At 68.1% G+C, this 20965-nt stretch carries 14 protein-coding genes; 4 read left to right on the plus strand and 10 right to left on the minus strand.

Going from position 1 to position 20965, the window contains the following annotated elements; genetic code table 11:
* Positions 1-41 precede the first annotated feature (41 nt).
* The gene (locus tag ACFRJ8_RS02845; RefSeq protein ID WP_377984613.1) at positions 42-821 is read left to right on the plus strand and encodes an enoyl-CoA hydratase; all 780 of its coding nucleotides are present in this window, start codon (positions 42-44) and stop codon (positions 819-821) included.
* A 55-nt stretch (positions 822-876) separates the two neighbouring features.
* On the opposite strand, the gene ACFRJ8_RS02850 is transcribed toward ACFRJ8_RS02845, so the two are convergent.
* The gene (locus ACFRJ8_RS02850; RefSeq protein ID WP_377984614.1) at positions 877-4056 is read right to left on the minus strand and encodes a bifunctional cytochrome P450/NADPH--P450 reductase; all 3180 of its coding nucleotides are present in this window, start codon (positions 4054-4056) and stop codon (positions 877-879) included.
* A gap of 516 nt (positions 4057-4572) precedes the next feature.
* Between ACFRJ8_RS02850 and ACFRJ8_RS02855 the strand changes: the two genes are divergently transcribed.
* The gene (locus tag ACFRJ8_RS02855; protein ID WP_377984615.1) at positions 4573-5070 is read left to right on the plus strand and encodes a hypothetical protein; all 498 of its coding nucleotides are present in this window, start codon (positions 4573-4575) and stop codon (positions 5068-5070) included.
* On the opposite strand, the gene ACFRJ8_RS02860 is transcribed toward ACFRJ8_RS02855, so the two are convergent.
* Complete coding sequence (locus ACFRJ8_RS02860) at positions 5063-5566, minus strand: MarR family winged helix-turn-helix transcriptional regulator (RefSeq protein WP_377984616.1); 504 nt, start codon at positions 5564-5566, stop codon at positions 5063-5065. The two genes, ACFRJ8_RS02855 and ACFRJ8_RS02860, sit on opposite strands and share 8 nt — an antisense overlap.
* Before the next feature lie 2 nt (positions 5567-5568).
* Positions 5569-7311, minus strand: a complete 1743-nt coding sequence (locus ACFRJ8_RS02865) for an AMP-binding protein (RefSeq protein ID WP_377984617.1) — start codon at positions 7309-7311, stop codon at positions 5569-5571.
* Positions 7312-7586: 275 nt separating this feature from the next.
* Between ACFRJ8_RS02865 and ACFRJ8_RS02870 the strand changes: the two genes are divergently transcribed.
* On the plus strand, positions 7587-8720 hold the full coding sequence (locus tag ACFRJ8_RS02870) for an acyl-CoA dehydrogenase family protein (protein ID WP_377984691.1): 1134 nt from the start codon (positions 7587-7589) through the stop codon (positions 8718-8720).
* A 13-nt stretch (positions 8721-8733) separates the two neighbouring features.
* Here the strand turns inward: ACFRJ8_RS02870 and ACFRJ8_RS02875 are convergent, their stop codons facing one another.
* From ACFRJ8_RS02875 to ACFRJ8_RS02885, 3 genes are read right to left on the minus strand one after another with little or no spacing between them, the layout of a single operon-like run.
* Complete coding sequence (locus tag ACFRJ8_RS02875; protein WP_377984618.1) at positions 8734-10551, minus strand: diguanylate cyclase; 1818 nt, start codon at positions 10549-10551, stop codon at positions 8734-8736.
* A 54-nt stretch (positions 10552-10605) separates the two neighbouring features.
* The gene (locus ACFRJ8_RS02880; protein WP_377984619.1) at positions 10606-11280 is read right to left on the minus strand and encodes a response regulator; all 675 of its coding nucleotides are present in this window, start codon (positions 11278-11280) and stop codon (positions 10606-10608) included.
* Positions 11277-14021, minus strand: coding sequence for a DUF4118 domain-containing protein (locus tag ACFRJ8_RS02885; RefSeq protein ID WP_377984620.1), 2745 nt, complete (start codon positions 14019-14021; stop codon positions 11277-11279). The genes ACFRJ8_RS02880 and ACFRJ8_RS02885 overlap by 4 nt, the downstream gene beginning before the upstream one ends.
* Positions 14022-14207: 186 nt before the next feature.
* Here ACFRJ8_RS02885 and ACFRJ8_RS02890 point away from each other — a divergent pair, with 186 nt between their 5' ends.
* Positions 14208-16184 (plus strand): amino acid transporter, encoded by a 1977-nt coding sequence (locus ACFRJ8_RS02890; protein WP_377984621.1) that lies wholly within the window; start codon positions 14208-14210, stop codon positions 16182-16184.
* Positions 16185-16304: 120 nt separating this feature from the next.
* Here the strand turns inward: ACFRJ8_RS02890 and ACFRJ8_RS02895 are convergent, their stop codons facing one another.
* From ACFRJ8_RS02895 to ACFRJ8_RS02910, 4 genes are all read right to left on the minus strand, one after another.
* A complete protein-coding gene (locus ACFRJ8_RS02895; protein ID WP_013599688.1) occupies positions 16305-16508 on the minus strand; it encodes a cold-shock protein in 204 nt (67 codons plus the stop codon).
* Between the two features lie 147 nt (positions 16509-16655).
* Positions 16656-17609: an alpha/beta fold hydrolase gene (locus ACFRJ8_RS02900; RefSeq protein WP_377984622.1), complete on the minus strand. Its 954-nt coding sequence runs from the start codon at positions 17607-17609 to the stop codon at positions 16656-16658.
* Between the two features lie 26 nt (positions 17610-17635).
* Positions 17636-20455, minus strand: coding sequence for a PEP/pyruvate-binding domain-containing protein (locus ACFRJ8_RS02905; RefSeq protein WP_377984623.1), 2820 nt, complete (start codon positions 20453-20455; stop codon positions 17636-17638).
* A gap of 152 nt (positions 20456-20607) precedes the next feature.
* Positions 20608-20964, minus strand: coding sequence for a hypothetical protein (locus tag ACFRJ8_RS02910; protein ID WP_377984624.1), 357 nt, complete (start codon positions 20962-20964; stop codon positions 20608-20610).
* Position 20965 lies beyond the last annotated feature (1 nt).

The raw sequence follows: 20965 nt of genomic DNA on the forward strand, positions 1-20965 counted from the left end.
CGCCAAACACAGACCAGACGCACCACCTAAGGGGACCACTCATGACGGAACAGTACGCGAACATCCTGGTGGAGCGCCGCGGCCGCGTGGGCCTTGTGACGCTCAACCGGCCCGAAGCCCTCAACGCCCTGAACAAGGCCACGATGGAGGAGTTGGTGAAGGCCGTGACCGGGATGGATGCGGACCCGGAGATCGGTGCCGTGGTGGTGACCGGTTCCGCGAAGGCCTTCGCCGCCGGCGCGGACATCAAGGAAATGCAGTCCAAGGGCTACATGGACATGTACGCGGCGGACTGGTTCCGCGGCTGGGAGGACTTCACCAGGCTCCGCATCCCCGTGGTGGCAGCCGTGTCCGGCTTCGCGCTGGGCGGCGGCTGCGAGCTGGCGATGATGTGCGATTTCATCATCGCGGGGGACAACGCTAAGTTCGGCCAGCCCGAGATCAACCTCGGTGTGCTCCCGGGCATGGGCGGCTCACAGCGCCTCACCCGCGCCGTGGGCAAGTCCAAGGCGATGGACATGATCCTGACCGGGCGCTTCATGGACGCCGAGGAGGCCGAACGTGCTGGCCTGGTCTCCCGCGTGGTCCCGGCCGCGGACGTGGTCGAGGAGGCGCTGAAGGCCGCCGAGGTGATCGCCTCCAAATCCAAGCCGGTGGCGATGGTGGCCAAGGAAGCGGTGAACGCGGCGTTTGAGACCGGGCTTGCCCAGGGCGTGCTGTTTGAACGGCGCGTGTTCCACTCCCTCTTCGCCACCGAGGACCAGAAGGAAGGCATGGCTGCCTTCACCGAGAAGCGGCAGCCGGAGTTCAACCACCGCTAGGCGGGACCGGACACGTCGCGGCGGCGCAAACGGCGCCAGCATGGCGAAGCCGGCCTTACGTGAAGATGTCGGCCACGTACCTGCCGTGTGTGCGTTCCACCTCATCCATCCATGCCTCGGCCTCCTCCTTGGAGGCGCCGGTTGCTTCCTGGTAAATGAGGGCGCACGTCTCGCGGACCTGGGGCGCCATGTGCTTGCCGTCGCCGCAGACGTACACCGTGGCGCCCTGCCGGACCAGCTCGACGACGTCGGCCCGGTCGGCCCAAAGCCGATCCTGGACATATTTCAGGCCGTCTTCGGGAGCGGTGGAAAAGACCGGCCGCAGATCGAGGTTGGCCTGCTCCGCCCACGACGCGAGTTCGGCGCTGTAGAGGAAATCGGTGTCCGGGGCCCGGCAGCCGAAGAACAGCAGGGCAGGCGCCGGCGTCGTATCCTCGGCTTCGGCCCGCAGCGCCCGGTCCTGGACGAAGCCGCGGAAGGGTGCCAGCCCGGTCCCTGCGCAGACCATGATGAGCGGGACGCTAAGGGACGACGGCGGGTGGAATGCCGCGTTCGAGGGCCGGACAGTGACCGCGACCCTGGACCCGGGCCTGGCCTGGGCGAGGTACGTGGACGAGGCGCCTTCGAAAACGCCGCGGCCCGACCACGCCGGGGCCTCGATGACGGTGAAGGTCAGGGTCGCATGGTCGGGGCTCCAGAGCGGGGACGAGGAAATGGAGTACCGCCGGGGGGTCAGCTGTGTCAGCAGTTGCAGGAACGAGGTGAACGACAGCTGGCATGACGGATATGTCTCCAGCAGGTCCAGGAGGGAGACCCGCTTGTCCAGGATCTCGGCCGCGTAGCGCCCGCGGTCCTGGGCCAGGGCCTCAAGTTCGGCGCGGTGTCCGGGATCCGCCGCGACATCAGCCAGGTCCTCGAGCTGGATGCGGGTGGCCGGGACCGCGAGTTCCACGTAGCTGCTCAGCAGTTCACCGACTGCCACGGGAACACCCGTGGGCAGGAAAGTGTCCCCCCGCTCCATGCTCAGCTCAACATGCGAGTCGTAATCAAGGTTGAAATGGGCCAGGGCGCGCTGCACCAGTGCGCTGGGATTCAGCGGCAGCACGGCCAGATAATCCCCGGTCCGGTAGCTCATCCCCTCGGGCAGGGCGATCTCGACATGCCGCTTGGACCTGGCGCCGGGCTTGGCCAGATCGACCAGTTCCCGGTTCGCCACGACGGTACCGAGTGCCAGCCCGTTCTGGCGCAGCAGCGGATCCCGGACGTTGCCGACGAACTGGAGTTCAAGCTGGGGCTGCGCGGTGGGCGGGGTGGTCCTCTGCCCGAGGGCGGTGTCCACGGCGGGCCAAAGTCCGGCGTACCATTCTTCAAAATCGCCGAAAAAGTCGCCGCGGGCGTTGGCTTCGCCCCGGGCATAGATCCGCGTGGCGCCCGCAGCCTCCAGCCGGGCGTCGATGGCCTTGGGCACCTCCTGGTACGTTCGCGCCCAGTCCTTGTTGCCGTTGCCGAAGACCGTAAACCGGACCCCGGCGAGGCTGCCCGGCTGCAGGCCTTCGGTCCAGGCCACGAATTTCCGGGCGTTGTCCGGCGGCTGCCCCTCGTAGGAGGACGTCACGATTGCCACGAGCCCCTCCGATGGCAGTCCGCCGGCCGCCTCATCGAGCGGACCGATGGTGGGGCTGTAGCCGCGCCGGCCGGCGTCGTTGGCGATGCGCTGGGCGAAGTCCTTGGACGTGCCTGCGTTGGAACCGTAGAGCACACGGATCGGGACGCCGTTGGGCGCGGCGGCCGCCGCTGCCGCTTCGGCCTGCCGGGCGTGTTCGACGGCGGCCTGCGGGCCGGCCGCGATGGTGACGTCCCGCCTGCGCACGTGGATGAAGAGCCCCTCAGGCTTCATGGTCAGCGTGTGCTTGATCTGCAGTTCATAGCCTGGGTCCGCCGCCGTGACCTCGAAGCGCTGCAGGAGCTTGGCCAGGAAAAGCATGGCCTCCTGCAGGGCAAATCCCCGGCCGATGCAGGAGCGCTGTCCGTTGCCGAAGGGTTTCCAGGCGTTGGCGGGGATTTCCGCGGCCCGGGCAGGTGAGAACCGGTCCGGATCGAAGATCGCGGCGTCCTCCCCCCAGGCCGCCGTGTCCCGGTGCAGCCGCGGAATGAGGACCATGATGGGCTGGCCTGCCGGGACCTCGTAACGGCCGCCAAGGGTCGTGTCCTCGTGCGGGGCGACGTTGAACGCCGGGGCGGTGGGCCACAGCCGGAGCGTCTCCTTGAGGATCTGGTCCAAGTACCCCAGCCGGGGCAGGTGCTCGAATCGGGCACTCTCGGTGCCGAGGACCTCGTCCACCTGGGCGCGGGCCTTGGCCAGGACAGCCGGATGGCGCAGCAGCTCATAGAGCGCAAAGGACAGCAGTCCGCTGGTGGTCTCATGCCCGGCCACCAGGAAGGTGACCATCTGGTAGCGGACGTTTTCCTCGCTCAATCGCTCGCCGGTCACCGGGTCAGCGGCATTGAGCATGGTGTCCAGGATGTCCTCGCTGCCAGCCGGGCTGGGGTTGCGCCGACGGTCGCTGATCATCTGGTCGGCGACCTCGAACATCAGGGCATGGTCTTCCTCGAGCTGGTGGCGTCTGCGCAGCATGATCTTGTTCTGGACCGGGAGCCTGCGTGCTCGATCCCCGGATTCGACCAGGCCGCGCACCATGGCCCCGACGAAGGGATGCATCTCTTCCCGGTAGAGGCTGTTGAACCGGTAACTGAACGAGCACAGGGCAATGGTGTCCAGGGTCAGCCGGGTGGTGTTGTCCGGGACATCGATCCGGGCCGTCGGGCCGAGCCGCTCCCACTTCAGGAGCAGCTGCTCGGCGATGTCGTCCATGCCGCTGAACATCCGCGTCAGCGCCGCCGGCCCGAACGCCGGCATCAGGATCCGGTGCGCCTTCTGCCAGTTCAGTTCATCTGTTCTTGCGGTGAACAATCCGTCGCCAATGAATTCCCGCACCTGCCGAAGGGAAACGCCCAGCACCTTGCCGAAACGGGACTCGTCGCAGACTTCGTTGACGAGCTGCTGGGAAGAGATGGCGATGATGCTGCGGTTGAAGACCTGGATGCGGACAATGGGGCCGTACCGCTCGGCCACCTCGGCTATTCCCAGGATTCCCTTGCTGGAGTCGATGTCCGGCAAGTTGCCGACCACCGGCCTCGTGGGAGGCTGCGGTATGGGCACGCTGGGCGAAGTCATGGCCCCTCCTAGGCGATCGCCAATCGACGCTCTGTGAGCACTAATTGCTGCCTGGCCAGACGGCACTGTCCGGCTCCGAACCACGATACTCCGGACGGTTTCTGGGCAAAACATGTTTTCATTTGAATGGCCGGGGCACCGCCGGCGGGCGTACTGGAGGTGGCACTACCCCGTGGTCCCTGGCTGTTGAGAGAATGACAACGATTGGTCTCAGACAGGGAAGAACAGGGGAGCTAAGATGCTCACCACATACGAGCCCAGGGCCACCAGGGCTCCGAGAATGACAACGGTAACAACCCAAAACAGGACGGAGGGGCTCCGCCTCGGGTTTGCATCCATCACAACCACCCCATGTTCAATCGGGAATATCCTCGGACCCGTATCCTGCCTGAACGTCCTTGCATAAAGCTTGGAATCCCGAGGAGAACCCGCAGTTGAAAATCAAGGCTGTTCTTCACCGGGATCAAACCCTAGGCTGTGCCTCACACTTATCAACCTCTGGAGGCTGCTGTGCGTGTGTCCGAAAAAACTGACCGGGCGGCTCAAGCCCGTCATCTCGAAGAAAACCTTATCGCCCGTCTGGCAAAGGGCAGGGAATGGGCGACACCCGGTGTCGAAGCCGCCCTCCGCCGTGCGCTGGGGCAAGTTGATGCCGGCATCGACGTAGCGTCGCCCCGACTCCAAGCCACGTTGCGGGCCATTGCCGACGAACTGGCCGGGGGAGTGGAAGCGGTGACCCCGCGGGTCCATGAGCGCATTGCGCGGATCCTTCCCGAGGTGGAAGCGCCGGCATCTGGTAAAGCCCATGGACGCTGGCCAGGGAAACCTTGGCTCGTCGTGGGCGCCGCCATTGCGGCCGTGCTCGCCGGCGTAACCGCGTGGCGTGTGCTTCACACGGCCGAACCCGTGCCGGAACGTGGGGATGCGACGGCGCAGGAGGCCCGGCCAGTCAAGGTGGACCCTCTCGCGGCCACGCCGCCGGGCCCGCCGGGCCCGCCTTCCCCGCTCAGCTGAAATCCCCGGCGTTCCGGCGGAACGTGCCCAGGATCCGGATCAGCTGGTCCACGTCCTGGTCCCCGAAGCCCGACTGGCCGAAGACCTCCGAGTTCAGCACCGCCGTCGCCCGTTTGGCCAGGGCGCGCCCGTCGGGGGTGAGCTCGATCAAGGTGGTGCGGCCGTCTGTGGGATGCGGTGAACGGATCACCAGCCCGGCGTTCTGAAGCCGGTCCACCGCGTTGGTGACCGAGGTGGGATGGACCTGCAGCAGCGCGCTCGCCTTGTTCATCGGCAGCGCCCCGCTGCGGGCGAAGCTGAGCAACGCCAGCAGCTCGTACCGGGCAAACGTGAGTCCGAACGGCTTGAGGACGGCCTCAATCCGGCCCAGCAGAATCTGCTGGGTCCGCATGATGGCGGTGATCGCGGCCATCGGGGCGGCGACGTCGGACCAGCCGTGGCGCTCCCAGTTCAGCCGGGCGTCAGCGATCGGATCTCGCGGCAGCGGTGTCCCCATGCTCAGCCCTGACCCTTGAGCCCGGGGAAATCGGAGTCGGAGTACTCGATGCCGAAGCCTTCGGGCACAGGGCCGCCGCCGTGGCGCAGCTCCTCGCTGTGCCGCAGCTCCACCCGCCGGATCTTGCCGGAGATCGTCTTGGGAAGCTCGGCAAACTCCAGCCGGCGGATCCGCTTGAACGGGGCCAGGTGCTCCCGGCAGTACCGCAGGATGTCCTCGGCCAGCTCCGGGCCAGGCTGGTGCCCGGCAGCCAGGACCACAAAGGCCTTCGGTACCGACAGCTTGAGCGGGTCGGGGGAGGGGACGACGGCGGCCTCCGCCACCGCCGGATGCTCAATCAGCACGCTCTCCAGTTCGAACGGGGACAGCCGGTAGTCGGAGGACTTGAAGACGTCGTCGCCGCGGCCCACGTACGTGATGATGCCGCGCTCGTCCCGGCTCGCCATGTCCCCCGTGTGGTAATAGCCGTCGCGGAAAGCCTCCGCCGTCTTCTCCGGGTCGCCGTGGTACGCCTTCATGAGCCCCACGGGGCGGGGGTCGAGGCGCAGGCAGAGCTCGCCGTCGTCGGCCTCCTCGCCGGTGGCGGGGTCCACGAGCACGACGTCGTAGCCGGGCAGCGGCTTGCCCATGGCGCCGATCTTGATCGGCTGGCCCGGGGTGTTCGCGATCTGCACGGTGGATTCGGTCTGGCCGAAGCCGTCCCGGATGGTCTGGCCCCAGGCGCGGTGGACCTGGTCGATCACCTCTGCGTTGAGCGGTTCGCCCGCGGACACCACCTTCGTGGGCGGGTTCTTCAACAGGGTGAGATCGGCCTGGATCAGCATCCGCCAGACCGTAGGCGGGGCGCAGAAGCTGGTCACGGATTCGCGGTCCATCTGGTCCATGAGCGCCTTGGCGTCGAAGCGGTCGTAGTTGTAGATAAACACGCAGGCCTCGGCGATCCAGGGTGTGAACACATTGGACCAGGCGTGCTTGGCCCAGCCGGGCGAGGCGACGTTGAGGTGCACGTCGCCCGGTTCCATCCCGATCCAGAACATCGTAGACAGGTGTCCCACCGGGTAGGAGGTGTGCGTGTGTTCCACGAGTTTGGCCTTGGACGTGGTGCCGGAGGTGAAGTAGAGCAGGAGGGTCTCGTCTCCCCGGGTGGGGGCGTCCGGGGTGAAGTCCGCGCCGGCCGCGGCCGCCTCCGCATACTGCCGGGCATTGTCCTGGCCTGGGGCGGCGGGATTGGTGGGATTCCCGCCGATTTCGATCAGCGTGTAGTCACCGGCGACGTCGGCGAACTTGGCGATGTTGGCACTGCCGACGGCGGCCCAGGACGCGCCGCCGCGCTCCACCCGGTCCTGGAGGTCGGCGGATCCCATGAGGGTGGTGGTGGGGATCATGACGATGCCCAGCTTGATGCCGGCCAGCATGAGTTCCCAGAGCTCCACCTGGTTACCGAGCATGATGATCATCCGGTCCCCGCGCCGCACACCCTGTCCGCGCAGCCAGTTGGCCACCTGGGACGAGCGCCGGGAGAGGTCTGCGAAGCTACGCCGGGTCGCGGAGCCGTCCTGTTCGACGATCACCAGCGCCGGCTTGTCCGCCTTGGCCGGGTCTGCCGCGAGCTGGTCGAACCAGTCCAGAGCGAAGTTGAATTCCTCGAAGCGCGGCCACTGGAATTCGCTGCGGGCGCCGTCGTAGTCCCCGCGCAGGGCCAGCAGCCGGTCCCGCGCGGCCCGGAATTCCTCAGTCACGGTCATGGTGCACCTTTCGAAGTTCTCTGGCGCTGCCGTTCCGGGCGGTCCGTGGCACAGCGCCGTTGCCTGGGATCCGCCGGCCGGCCCAGCGCCTGCCTAGTGATCCCCGTCACTGTGCAATATACTAGGACATCCAAGGGTTTGGAAGAGCGGCGCTGCTCTGCAGGCGGCGCATGACGAAGGGATACATGCCCGTGCAGCCACAAGGACGTGCCAGCGGACAACCAGCGCCAGGGGAAGCAAACACGGCGCAGCCGCCCTTTCCCGACGCCGACCTGATGTACATCGTGGACCTGCTGCCGCCGGACGAACAGCTCCGCTACCAGGAGGGCCGGGAATTCCTGCAGTCCCGGATCCGGGCCGCGTCGATCGACTACTGGAACCGCGAGGAGTTTCCCTTCGGCCTGCTCGCGGAACTCGGCAAATACGGCCTGGGCGGGTTGCAAACGGACGGCACATCCAAGCTCTTCAAGGGGCTCATGTACGTCGAGGTGGCCCGCGCCGACGTTTCCCTTTCGGCGCTCGTGGGCATCCACAATGAGCTGATCGTCGGCATGATCGATGAGCTGGGCTCGGAGGAACAGAAGGCGCGCTGGCTCCCCGGCCTCACCGCGTTCACCCAGCTCGGAGCGTTCGCCCTGACGGAACCGGACCACGGCTCGGACATCGCCGGTGGCCTGGAAACCACTGCGCGGCTGGACGGCGGCGAGTGGGTCCTCAACGGTGCCAAGCGATGGATCGGCGCCGGCACTATCGCGGACTTCGCCCTGGTTTGGGCCCGGGACGTCGCTGACCAGCACATCAAGGGCTTCATCGTGGAGACGGACCGTGCCGGCTACACCGCCACGAAGATCGCCAACAAGATCGGCCTGCGCATCATGCAGAACGCCGACATTGTCCTTGACGAGGTCCGCATTCCGGCGGCCAACCTGCTGCCCGGCGCCACTGACTTCTCCAAGGCCAACGAGCTTCTGCGCGATTCACGGGCTTGGGTGGGCTGGCAGGGCGCCGGCATCCAGCTGGCCGCGTTCGACGTCGCACGCGCCTATTCGCTGCAGCGCCGCCAGTTCGGCAAGGAACTGGCCCGCTTTCAGCTCATCCAGCAGCAGCTCGCCGAGATCTTGGGCAACGCGACGGCCTCCCTGGCCCTGATGGCCCAATTGGCGCGAATCCAGGAAGATGGCAAGCTCGAGATGGTCCAGGCCGCCATGGCCAAAGCCACCACCACGCGGCTGGCGCGTGCCTCGGTGGCGATGGGCCGGTCGCTCATGGGCGGCAACGGCATCAGCAGCGACTTTGAGATGGGCAAGCTCTTCGGCGACGCCGAAATCCTCTATACCTACGAGGGCAGCTACGAAATCAATTCGCTGATCGTGGCCCGGGCCGTGACGGGGAAGTCCGCCTTCGTCTAGCTCCGCGCGTGATCTAGGCTCCGCGCGTGTCAGTGCCGTCCAGCGCCTGGCCCGCCTGGTCAGAATGAACCGCCTGGCTGGGGTGGCCGTACCGGGACGTGCGGTTGCGGCCGCCGTTCTTGGCCTCGTACAGGGCCCGGTCCGCGCAGTCCAGGAGGGAGCCGGCGGCGGCGTCGCTCTGCTCGCAGACTCCGGCCGAGATCGTCAGGAAACCGACTTCCCCGAACGGTTCGGACGCGATGGCCACGCGGGCCCGTTCGGCCGCGCGCAGGGCCTCGGCGCCGTCGGTCTCCGGGAGCAGCCACACGAACTCCTCGCCGCCGAATCGGGCCATGACCTCCTTGGCGCGGGCGACCTTCCGCAGCCTCGCCGCGACCTCCGCCAGGACGGCGTCGCCCATCAAATGACCGTGGGTGTCGTTGACCCTTTTGAAGTGGTCGATATCCAGGACCACGGCGCTCAACTGCGTTCCGCGGCTCCCGGCCTGCGCAACGTGCTCGGCGAGGTGCCGTTCCAGGGCCCGCCGGTTGGGCAAGCCGCTCAGGGCATCGGTGGTGGCCTGCTGCTCCAGGTCGGTCCGTGCCTCCGTGTTGCCGATGGCGATCTCGACGAGCTCCGCGAACTGGGCCAGCCGCTCCATCATCGCTTCCGTGACCCCGGTGCGCGATTTCGAGCTCAGGCCGAGGGCACCCCACAGGCCGCCGCTGACCCGGATCGGCGCCGCCGCGGCGGACTGGAAGCCGCCGGCGCTCATCTGCTCTGCTGCCTGTCCGCCCTCCGGCCGGTAGAGAACGAGGGCCGGCTTGCCGGTCACGGCCACCCGGACGGTGGCGGACTCGTCCGTCGGGGTGAAGATCTGCCGGCGGCTCAGCGTCGGCGGGAGGGTCGGCGCCATGGCGACGATTTCCGCCGAGGACGCACCCGTGAAACGGACGACGGCGGCGGAATCCACGTTGAACAGATCGCGGACAATCGCGGCGACCCGTTCTGAAATGTCTGCGGGGGCCGCGTTGCGGGCGACTTCGGTCGCTATTTCGTGCAGGGCCTGCCAAACCTGCTGTTGCTGCAGGCGCTCGGTAATGTCAACCGCCACCACCATGCCGGCAGCGGCTTCATCGTCGGAATGGACCGGTCGGGCGTTCAGCCGGTAGGTACGGTGCCCGATCTGCCGGCTCCAGGAGACCTCGCGGCCGGCGAGGGCCGCACGGTAGCGCGGCTCCAGCTCTGTGGCCAGATCGCTCTTGAGCACGTCCTGGATGCGCTGCCCTTCGAGCTCTTCCCTGCGGTAGCCGAAGGTCTCCAGCTCCTGGCCTTCGGCGATCAGATAGCGCAGCTCGGCGTCGAAGAGGAGCACGAAGACGCCGGGGACGCTTCGCGCCAGGGTCCGGTACCGGTCCATGTCCCGTTGCCGGCGCCGGTCGGCCAGCACTCGCTCGGTGATGTCCGTGACAACGACGAAGAAGCCCTGCATCACGCCGTCGCGCTTATCGGGGGTGTAGGTTACCTCGGTGAAGCGGGACTCGCCCGCGGCGTCCACCAGCGTCCGGTCAAACTGCTGGAGCTCTCCGGCGAGCGCCCCCTCGATGTGCGGCTTGTTGGCCTCGTAGACGGCCTCGCCGAGCACGTCCCGGACATGCATGCCGTGCAGCTGCCGGGGCCCGAAACCGAACCACTCGCAGTAGGCATCGTTGGCCAGACGGTTCCGCAGCCCCGTGTCCCAATAGCCCACGAGTGCCGGGATCCCGTTGAGGACGGCCCGCAGCTGTGCTGGGATCTCAGGCAGTGGCGACGGACCAGCGTCGTCCCTGTTGAGCGGGCTGCGATTAGTCATTTCCCCAGTATCCATGGCGCGCCGCGGCATCGGAAAACCATCAGGAAGAAACTGTCAGGGCATGAAGCGGTAGCCGATGCCTGCTTCGGTGAGCAGGTGGCGGGGGTTGGCGGTGTCCGGCTCCAGTTTGCGCCGCAGCTGGGCCATGTAGACCCGGAGGTAGTTGGTCTCCTTGGCGTATGCCGGACCCCAGACCTCGGAGAGCAACTGCTGCTGCGTGACGAGCTTTTCCGGGTTGCGGACCAGCACCTGAAGCATGTTCCACTCTGTGGGGGTCAGCCTTACGTCCTGGCCATCGCGGATGACCCTCCGCTTGCCCAGGTCCACGGTGAAGTTTTCCGTGCTGACCACTGCCTCGTGGTCCGGTTCGATGCTGCGGCGCAGCAGGGCGCGGAGCCGGGCAAGGAGCTCGTCCAGGCCGAATGGTTTGGTGATGTAGTCGTCCGCGCCGGCATCGAGTGCCTGGACTTTGTCCTCGGAGCCGTGGCGGGCGGACAGCACCAGGACCGGCACACTGCTCCAGCCGCGCAGTTCCCGGATCACCGCCGTGCCGTCCAGATCCGGCAGCCCGAGGTCCAGGATCACCACCGACGGCGGCCCCTGCCGGGCCTGCAGCAGCGCCGTTCTTCCGTCCGCCGCTGTGGAGACCTCATAGCCGTGTGCCTGCAGGGTGATGCGCAGAGCCCGCAACAGGTGCGGATCGTCGTCGACTACCAGAACCGCGCTCACAGCGCGTCCTGCCCGGCGTCCTGCCTGGAGGTCGACGGCGACGGCGCGGTCAGGTGGCGGCGCCCGGAAGGCTTCGATTGCGGCGGGAGCTGGGCGGAGTGCGGTTGGAGCGGGGCCCCGCCCGGGAGGGTGTCGAAGGGCTCTCCGGTGGAGAGCGGGAGGGTGATCACCATGGTGAGTCCGCCGCCCGGCGTTGGCTCCGCCGTGAGCCGCCCGCCCATTGCCTCGGTGAATCCCTTCGCCACGGCCAGGCCCAGCCCGATGCCGGCGGCCTGGCTGGCGTCGTCGAGGCGCTGGAACGGGCGGAACATGTCCAGGACCCGTTCCGCCGGGATGCCGCGGCCGTGGTCGATGATGCGCAGCTCGCCCGCGGGTTGCCCTGCGAGCGCGGCCGGACTGAGCCCGCCAGCGGCGCCCGCCACCACAATGTCTGAATCCGGGGCGTATTTGACCGCGTTTTCGACGATGTTCGCAACAACGCGCTCCAGCATGCCCTGGTCGGCCTCAATCTCGGGCATGTTGGCCGGAAGCTCCACGCGCACCCGGCCCGGCGGGACGCCGTGAAGTGCGCCGGGGATGACCTCATACCAGCGCAGGGGATGGAGCCGGGGACTGACCGAGTCGGAGGTGAGGCGGGACATGTCCAGCAGGTTACCAACCAGCACATCGAGCCGGTCGGAGCATTCCTCGATGGTGGCCAGCAGCTCCTGCTCTTCCTGCGGGGTATACGGGACACCGGTCTGGCGGAGGCCCCCGACGGCGAGTTTGATCCCGGCCAGTGGCGTCCGGAGATCGTGCGAGACCGCGCGGAGGATGGAGGTGCGCATGGTGTTGCTCTCGGCCAGGTGCATCATTTCGCGCCGGCTGGCCACCAGTTGCTGGCGTTCCAGCTGGGCAGCCAGGTGCACGCCGAACGCAGCGACGAGCCGCCGGTCACTGGCCGGCAGGATGCGTCCGTAGAGGACCAGCCGGGTGGTGGAGTCGATCTCCTCGATATTTTCGCGGTCGAGGCTTTCGCCCGCTGCCATGGCCTGCTGGCCTGTGCGCTGCTGGCCTGTGCGCTGCTGAACTGTGTCGGCCGGGACCTCGCCGGCGGACGCCAGGAGCCGCCACGTTCCGTCGTCGAAGAGTTCCGCCCCGCGGACCTGGCTGAGGAGGGCCGTCCCGCGGACCTTGAAGACGGTCCTGGCCTGCTCAAGCAGCGACTGGACCGTGTCCTCGGAGCCGGCCGCCCCGCGGGTGAGGTCACTAAGGGTGGTGGCCTCGGCCCTGGCCCGGGCGGCCTCCTTCGAACGGCGGGCGGACAGGTCCACCACCACAGCTACGGCCGACGACACCCCCAGGAAAACGAAGAGGGCCAGGAAGTTCTGCGGATCGCTGATGATCAGGTGGCCGGTCGGTGGTGTGGAGAAGTAGTTCACCAGCAGGCTGCTCCACAGGGCCGCCAGGACCGCTGGCCACAGCCCGCCCACCAGGGCGACGGCCACGGAGCCGCTGAGCTGGACGAGCATGGCCGTGGCAACGCTGTGCTCCGGATTCACGAAGACCAGCAGCAGTTGCAGGAGCGCAGGCAGGAGCACCGCCAGGATCAGGCCCACCGCAACCCGGGCCCGGCCAAGGTCGCCCGGGCGCGGCCACCCGGTGCCCCTCGCCCCGAGCGGGTGCGGGACCATATGGACATCGATGTCCCCGGAGTCCCGGACCACCCGGGTTCCGACCCCGCCGCCCAGAAGACCGCCCAGCAGGCCCGCGAGGTTCTTGTGCCGCGAGATGCCGACTACGATTTGGGTCGCGTTGACGCTGCGGGCAAAGTCCAGCAGGGCGGCCGCCGGGTCTTCTCCGGTCACGATGTGGTAGCTGCCGCCCAGGTCCTGGACCAGCCGCCGCTGCTGTTCGAGGGCCTGCGGTGATTCCGAGGCGACTCGACCGGCGGCCCGGACGTGGACGGCCAGGAGGTCGCCGCCGCTGACGCGGGTCAGGATGCGGGCCCCACGCCGGATGAGCGCCTCACCCTCGGGGCCCCCGGTCAGGCCCACGACGATGCGTTCGCGGGCAGGCCAGCTGTCCTGGATACCGTTCTCGGCCCGGTACTTCGCCAGCCCTTCGTCCACCCGGTCGGCCAGCCACAGCAGGGTGAGTTCGCGCAGCGCGCCGAGGTTGCCCAGCCGGAAATAGTTGGACAGGGCCGCATCGATCCTCTCCGCGGGATAGATCTTGCCCTCGCTCAAGCGCTGGCGCAGCAGATCAGGCGGAATATCGACCAGATCGATCTGGTCAGCACGGCGCACGATGTCATCCGGCACCGTCTCCTCCTGCCGGACGGCGGTGACGGCGCTGACGACGTCGCCGAGGGATGCCAGATCCTGGATGTTGACCGTGGACAGGATATTGATCCCGGCGCTGAGGAGTTCGTCGACGTCCTGCCAGCGCTTCTGGTTGCGGCTGCCCGGGACGTTGGAGTGGGCGTATTCGTCCACCACCGCGGTCTCGGGGGCCCGTGCCAGGACCGCGTCCAGATCCATTTCCTCGTACTCGGCACCCCTGGACCTCAGGCGGCGGGCCGGGATGAACTCGAGGCCTGCCATGAGCGCCCGTGTCTCTGCGCGGCCGTGGTCCGTCGCGAGCGCCACGGCAACGTCCTCGCCGCGCTCGCCGAGGCGGTGGGCTTCCTGAAGCATTTCGTAGGTCTTGCCCACTCCGGGCGCGGCCCCCAGGAAGATCCGCAGCGTTCCACGTGCCATGCCGCCATTCTGTCACTTGGAGGCGATGCCGGCGACGCGACGGCAACCCGCACAGGCACCCGAGGGCCATGTTTGGAAGCCGCGTTAAGGAAGCATCAGGATTGCCCGCCGGACGGGTGCGGCGGCGGCGGGCGCTGGTACTGTCCCGGATGGAAGCGGTGCGGTGCGCCGCGTGGAAAGGACATCATGACCACCCTCAGCCGGCCTCCGGCAGACCCTTCGGCGCCCCGGCCCGGCGCAGGGGAGCACTTCAGGAACTGGCTGCTGTTCGGCCTCCAAGATGCCAAGGGAATCCATCAGGGGCCCGGGGCCGTGAGCGACAGCCACCTGAAAAAACACACGTGGTGGCAGGTCATGTGCCTGACCGGCGTGGACTACTTCTCCACGCTGGGCTACCAGCCCGCCATCGCCGCGCTCGCCGCAGGCGTGATCTCGCCGCTGGCCACCCTGGTCCTGGTCGCCGTGACCCTGTTGGGCGCGCTGCCGGTATACCGCCGGGTGGCCGGCGAAAGTCCGCGCGGTGAAGGGTCCATCGCCATGCTGGAGCGGCTGTTGCCGCGCTGGGGCGGGAAGCTGCTCGTCCTGGTGCTGCTCGGCTTCGCCGCCACCGACTTCATGATCACCATGACGCTCTCCGCCGCCGACGCAACAGCCCACGCCATCGAGAACCCCTTCGCTCCCGCCTGGATGCAGGGCCAGAACGTGGCGGTCACGCTGTTCCTGCTGGCCCTGCTCGCCGCCGTGTTCCTGCGCGGCTTCAAGGAGGCGATCGGCGTCGCCGTCGTCCTCGTGGGGCTCTACCTTGGGCTGAACGTCATTGTCGTCATCACAACGATCTTCGAGGTCTTCGCCCACCCCGTGGCCGTGGACAACTGGTGGCTGGCGCTGACCACCGCTCACGGCAACCCGCTGATGGTGGTGGGAATCGCGCTGCTGGTCTTCCCGAAGCTGGCCCTGGGCCTCTCGGGCTTCGAGACCGGCGTCGCCGTCATGCCGCAGATCCGCGGCCACGCCACAGACACCGAGGACAACCCCGAGGGCCGGATCAAGGGCGCACGCCGCCTGCTGACCACGGCCGCCGTCATCATGAGCGCTTTCCTCATCACCACCAGCTTCACCACGGTGGTGCTGATCCCGGCGCAGGAATTCGAGCCCGGCGGACCGGCCAACGGCCGCGCCCTGGCGTTCTTGGCCCATGAATACCTGGGGAACGGCTTCGGCACCGTCTATGACCTGAGCACTATCGCCATCCTGTGGTTTGCCGGCGCCTCCGCCATGGCCGGGCTGCTGAACCTCGTGCCGCGCTATCTGCCCCGGTACGGTATGGCCCCGTCCTGGGCTCACGCCGTGCGGCCGCTGGTCCTGGTGTTCACGCTCGTCGGGTTCCTGATCACCTGGCTCTTCGACGCCGACGTCGACGCCCAGGGCGGTGCGTACGCCACCGGCGTCCTGGTCCTGATGACGTCGGCGGCGGTTGCCGTGACCTTCTCCGCGCGCAGACGGCGGCAACGCAAGCGCACCGTCGGGTTCGGCGTCATCGCCGTCGTGTTCATCTACACCACGGTGGCCAACATCTTCGAGCGGCCCGAGGGCATCCGGATCGCGGCGCTGTTCATCCTCGGGATCATCCTGATCTCGCTGCTCTCGCGCCTCCGGCGCTCCTTCGAGCTTCACGCCACGCACGTGCGGATGGACACCCCGGCCCTGGAATTCCTCGCCGCCAACGAAACCGGCCCCATCGCGATCATTGCCCACGAGCCGCTGCGGCTGAGCGCCGAGGCGTACCAGGACAAGCTCACGTCCGCCATCGAGGTCAGCCACCTCCCGGTGGACTCCCAGGCGCTGTTCCTCGAAGTCGTGGTGGACGACTCGTCGGACTTCGAGACCGCGCTTGAGGTCCGCGGGGTCATCCGGCACGGGTACCAGATCCTGGAGGTCCACGGGCCTGTTGTGCCGAACACGATCGCCTCCGTGCTGCTCCACATCCGCGATGTCACCGGGCTGATGCCGCACATCTACTTCCGCTGGACCGAGGGAAACCCGTTCACCAACCTCCTGCGGTTCCTGGCCTTCGGCGAAGGCGAGATCGCCCCGGTGACGCGTGAAGTGCTGCGCGAGGCCGAACCGGACGTCACGCGGCGCCCGTGGGTCCACGTCGGCTGACGCCGGGGCCCGTGAGCCGGCCCGACAAACACAAACGCCCCTCCGGAGGAATCCCTCCGGAGGGGCGTTGTGGTCTTCGGGGAAGTGTCCGGCCGGGCGGCCGGGGCAAATCCAGAGTCCTTAGAGCGGGCGGATGTTCTCAGCCTGCGGGCCCTTCGGGCCCTGCGTGACGTCGAATTCGACCTTCTGGTTCTCGTCCAGCGAGCGGTAGCCGCTGCTGGCGATTGCCGAGTAGTGGGCGAAAACGTCGGCCGACCCGTCATCCGGGGCAATGAAGCCAAAACCCTTTTCGGCGTTGAACCATTTAACTGTGCCTGTAGCCATGCCTTTATCCTTCTGAAATGCTGCTGATCTCCGGCGGCCCTGGGGCCAACGGCTGCGGAGACATTCGTCCGCTGTCCCCAACGTACGGTGCCACGGGCCGCGGTGCAAGGGTCTCTTGGAGGTCTTCGTCTCTGCCGGTTGCTTCAGTCATGCCGAGACGGAGGCGTCGAAGAGCGCAATCAGGTCCCGGCTTATCTGGTACGGCGAGGTTTCGGACGGGCTGTGGCCGCCGCGGTAGACAGCAATCCGTGCATGGATCGACTGCGCGAAATGACGGTGCAGCACCAGCGGCCAGAGGTCTTTTTCGCCGACGGCGACAAGCTTCGGCAGTGTCGCGGCGGCCAGGACCCGCCGCAGATCCGGAGTGTGCTTCATGAGGCCGATGATGTCAACGACCGAGGAGCGGCGCGTGAACGCGAACCGGCTCCTGACGAACCTCAGCCGTTCGGGCGCCACCCGGGCAACATTCCTGCGGATACCCCAGATCATCAATGCGGTGCCCACCCTGTTGTTGACCCAGCGGCTGAACCAGCCGGCCAGGCGCAGGCCGCGGAAACTCTGCCCCGGCTCGGGCGGGCAGCTGATCAACGTCAGGCTGCGGAACTTCTCTGGCCGTTGGGCGAAGGCCAGTTGGACGACGATCGCCGCGAAGGAGTACCCCACGACGTGCACCGCGCCGTCCTCGGCGTCCAGCATGGCGAGGAGGTCGTCGCGGAAGAGCTCGTAGTCGTAGCGGCGCCGGGGCGGAACGAGGTTTTCGGGCCCGGCCTGGGCGGATTCATACTGCCCGGCGATATCGCAGCTGAGGACGAAATAGCCGGCCGCGGCGAGCTCGGGCAGCATGAGGATGAAGTCTTCCTTGGAGCCGGTTGCGCCCGGGAGAAGCACGACGCGGGGCTTCCCGGGATCTCCGGTGGAGATGGTCGCCAAGTTGCCGCTGGGCGCCGCGAAGTCACCGCGCAGCACACCTTCGGGAAGGACTGCCCAGTCGAAGTCGGGCAGCGCGGCGTCCCGGCGGGCGGCATCGTCCACCAGCCCCGAACCGAAGCCCTCGGGCTCCGGAAACGGGGTGCCGTGCGCGCTGCGGCCGACAGACACCATAGACCTAACATAGCCCTTTCGTCGGCTCAGCTGGCCAGGCTTCCAGCCTCCTTCGCGGGGGAGAGCGGGGTATCCACCTGCCGCACCGTTCCGGCGGATCCGTCCACGGTCACCCTCTGGCCCGTCCGCAGCCGGGTGGTCGCATCCGGCACGCCCACCACGGCCGGGATGCCGTATTCGCGGGCCACCACCGCGCCGTGCGAGATCACCCCGCCCATCTCCATCACGAGGGCGCCTGCGGTCAGGAAGAGAGGAGTCCAGCCGGGGTCGGTCGAAGGTGCCACGAGGATTTCCCCGGGCTCGAGGTGGGCGCCCACCGGATCCAGGATGACCCGGACCGTTCCGGTGGCGGTACCGGCCGAGGCCGGCGTCCCGGCGAGGGCGCCGGAGGCAGGGGACTTGGCCATCACGGCGGCTTCCACGTCCGTGCCGTCGGAGAGCAGCAGCCGGGGGATCCGGCGTCGGCGAAGTTCGACGTCGTAGAGCCGGCGGCGGGCCGCGACGATGCCCTTAAGGTCGGCACCGCGCAAACCCACGCGAACCTCATCGAATTCCAGGAAATACACATCGGCCGCCGCGGTGATGGCGCCGGTCCGTACCAGTTCTGTGCTGATCGCGTTCAACTGCCGGTGCATCTCCGCGAGGGCCAGGACGACGTAAAACTTGGGCAGTTCGCGCAGTCCCGAGAGCTGCCGGGTCCGGCGCAGGCAAAACTCCACCAGCCGGGCGCGGAGCCGGCTCCTGGCCCCGGTCCGTTCCACCAGGCTGCGGATCCGCGCCTCGGCGTGTTCCTCAGCCCCGGCGAACTGCCGGTCGGGGGCCTGCTCCGGGTCCTCCACGTGAAGGTAGTTCGAGATCATGCCGAGGATATGGTCCGGCTTCTCCGACCACCGCGGCATGCCAAGGTCTATCTCCGCCACGGCGCGGTGGCCGTAGCGGTCCAGGAACACACGCAGGCCCGTCTGCGCCACTGCGGGCAGGGACCCGGCGGCGTACAGGGCGGCCAGTTCCTTCGGGCCGTGGGCCAGGAACACTTCACGGGACGCATCATTCGCGCGGATCGTGACGGCCAGATGCCAGAGCTCAAGGTCCATCTCGGTGGTGACGTTGTTGGGCAGCCCCCGCAACACTGCCTCGAGTTCCCTCGGTTCCGCGATGCCGCGCAACAGCCTGCGGGCCACGGCCAGCATGAGGTAACCAACGGACGGTCCGGGCAGCGTCGCCAGGATCAGCCCGTCCACGGTGCGGTCCAGGATGCGCTGGGCGTGATCGAGCCGGCCGAAGGCGGTGGCCGGCTCGGCCAGCACAAGCTCGGCTTCGAGGCGCGTTCCGTAATCGAAGGCGCGCCGCAGTTCGGCGGCCGGCCGCACCGCGGCCCGCAACAGGGACGGCACCAGCCGGACCGTCAGGCCCAGGCCGGCCAGAGTGTTGGGACTGCGCGCTGCGGGGCCGCGCGCTGAGGGGCTGCTCGGCCCCGGTTTCCGCCGCACCCGCCTGATGGCTGCGCCGGGACGTGTCCGCCGGGGCGGCCGTTGGCGCACACTGAACCGCGGATCGGCCAGGAGCGCCGGGAAAACCGCGCCGGACCTCCCGTCCGCCAGCGGGAGCATCCGCAGCAAGTAGCGGCGGCCGTACCGATTGCGCACCATGGCCGTCACATCCACGTACATGCGCAGGCCCGGGTTGACGTACGCCCAGGGCCCGTTGCGGTTCCGCATTGAGCCCAGCACGGAAAGCCCCATGGGGGTCAATGGCCGGGTCAGGCCCTGGAGCAAGGTGCCGCACAGGTACACGCGGGGTTCAGCGGCGGGCCCCGACTCCGCGCCAAGGGGTTCGGCGGCGGCCGGGTCCGGCAGCGGGTACAGCGTAGTGATGGGCCGAGACTGGGTGACCCAGATTTTGCCCGCGGCGTCGATCACCCATTCCATATCCTGGGGTGCACCGAACAGCCGCTGGACGGTATCGCCCAGCGCCGTGAGTTCGCGGATCCGGGCGTCGTCCAGGCTCTGCCGCCGCCTGGCCGCGGTCCCTTCCGGCGAGCGGAGCAGGATGCGTCCGGTGGCCGTATCCACCACGAAATGATCGGGATTCACGCTGCCGGAGACCACCGCCTGGCCGGGCCCGGCGCTCGCATCGATGACCGTTTCGGTCCGGGTGCCCGTCACGGGATTGGCGGTGAACAGCACGCCGGCGGTGGCGGCGGCGACGACGTCCTGGACGACGACGGCGAGTCCGGCGTCGCGGTGCCTGATCGCGTTGGCGGCGCGGTAGGCTACGGCCCGTTCGGTCCAGAGTGAGGCCCAGCAGCGCCGGGCCGACTCGACCACGGCATCGGCCCCGGAAATGTTGAGGAAGGAATCCTGCTGTCCGGCGAAGCTGGCGAAGGGCAGGTCCTCGGCGGTGGCGGAGGACCTGACCGCCACGGCGGCGCCGCTGCCGAGCGCGGCATAGGCCGCGCGGAGGGCGGCATCGACATCGGCGGGAATCGGCGCGGTCACGATCATTTCCCGGGCCTGCCGCGCCAGTTCGCGCAGGTCGGGTTCGGGGTGGTCCAAGCCGTGGCCCGACTCGCCGCTGCCTGGTTCGGCGTCGTTCAAGGATGCGGGCTGCACGGCGTCCAGGCTGGCCGCCAGTGCGTCCAGTTCGGCCGGGGCCGCCTTCCGGTAGGCGGCGGTGGTGAGGCAGAAGCCGCGCGGCACAGGGAACCCGGCCGCGGTGAGCTTGCCGAGGTTCACGGCCTTGCCGCCCACGAGTTGCAGGGGAGCGGAGGCCAGTGCGCTGAGATCTATGACGAGGCTTCGATCCGCGACGAAGCTGTCCGGCGCCCTGCCCTCTGCAGAACCCATTTCCCTGCTCCCACGTCCTGTCCGCGTATCCAAGTCGCGTATTCAGGCCATGGCTTCAAGCCATGGCCGGTTGCCGGTCCTGCGCCCGGTGCGATCCCGCTCCGTGCCCCGGTGCAATCCCTATGGTGGTCCCTCTGACGACGGCTGCCGGCCTACTGGCCGGCGTCAGCCTCGCCGGTGTCCTCCCACATGAGATCCAGGTTGCGGAAGACCGGCGGACCATCGCAGAGGGCGGCCATCTTCGCGGCGAATTCGGAGGTCTCGGGCCGGTTGGAATTCTCCATGGCCGACTCGTAGGAGTCGAATTCAACGATCGTGAAGTAGGTGCCGGGGCGGTCGCGGTCGGCGGTGGCCAGGATGCGGCGGAAGGTCGGGGCCGTGGACCCCTCGGTCCTTGACGGGCGGCCGAGTTGTTCGATCTCCTCGATGCGGGACGACTGGAATTCGATGATCTGCACAAACCTGGCCATGACGGCTCCTCGACGGCGGCGGATGCTGATGCGCTTCACG

This window comes from Arthrobacter sp. NPDC056886, assembly GCF_042788715.1.
GTDB lineage: Bacteria > Actinomycetota > Actinomycetes > Actinomycetales > Micrococcaceae > Arthrobacter.

What these genes read in the sequence shown, in the direction of transcription:
- ACFRJ8_RS02860 (WP_377984616.1), bottom strand. Translation starts at nt 5,566, where the DNA reads ATGGGGACACCGCTGCCGCGAGATCCGATCGCTGACGCCCGGCTGAAC.
- ACFRJ8_RS02890 (WP_377984621.1), top strand. Translation starts at nt 14,208, where the DNA reads ATGACCACCCTCAGCCGGCCTCCGGCAGACCCTTCGGCGCCCCGGCCC.
- ACFRJ8_RS02845 (WP_377984613.1), top strand. Translation starts at nt 42, where the DNA reads ATGACGGAACAGTACGCGAACATCCTGGTGGAGCGCCGCGGCCGCGTG.
- ACFRJ8_RS02885 (WP_377984620.1), bottom strand. Translation starts at nt 14,021, where the DNA reads ATGGCACGTGGAACGCTGCGGATCTTCCTGGGGGCCGCGCCCGGAGTG.
- ACFRJ8_RS02900 (WP_377984622.1), bottom strand. Translation starts at nt 17,609, where the DNA reads ATGGTGTCTGTCGGCCGCAGCGCGCACGGCACCCCGTTTCCGGAGCCC.
- ACFRJ8_RS02850 (WP_377984614.1), bottom strand. Translation starts at nt 4,056, where the DNA reads ATGACTTCGCCCAGCGTGCCCATACCGCAGCCTCCCACGAGGCCGGTG.
- ACFRJ8_RS02895 (WP_013599688.1), bottom strand. Translation starts at nt 16,508, where the DNA reads ATGGCTACAGGCACAGTTAAATGGTTCAACGCCGAAAAGGGTTTTGGC.
- ACFRJ8_RS02865 (WP_377984617.1), bottom strand. Translation starts at nt 7,311, where the DNA reads ATGACCGTGACTGAGGAATTCCGGGCCGCGCGGGACCGGCTGCTGGCC.
- ACFRJ8_RS02875 (WP_377984618.1), bottom strand. Translation starts at nt 10,551, where the DNA reads ATGACTAATCGCAGCCCGCTCAACAGGGACGACGCTGGTCCGTCGCCA.
- ACFRJ8_RS02870 (WP_377984691.1), top strand. Translation starts at nt 7,587, where the DNA reads ATGTACATCGTGGACCTGCTGCCGCCGGACGAACAGCTCCGCTACCAG.
- ACFRJ8_RS02905 (WP_377984623.1), bottom strand. Translation starts at nt 20,455, where the DNA reads ATGGGTTCTGCAGAGGGCAGGGCGCCGGACAGCTTCGTCGCGGATCGA.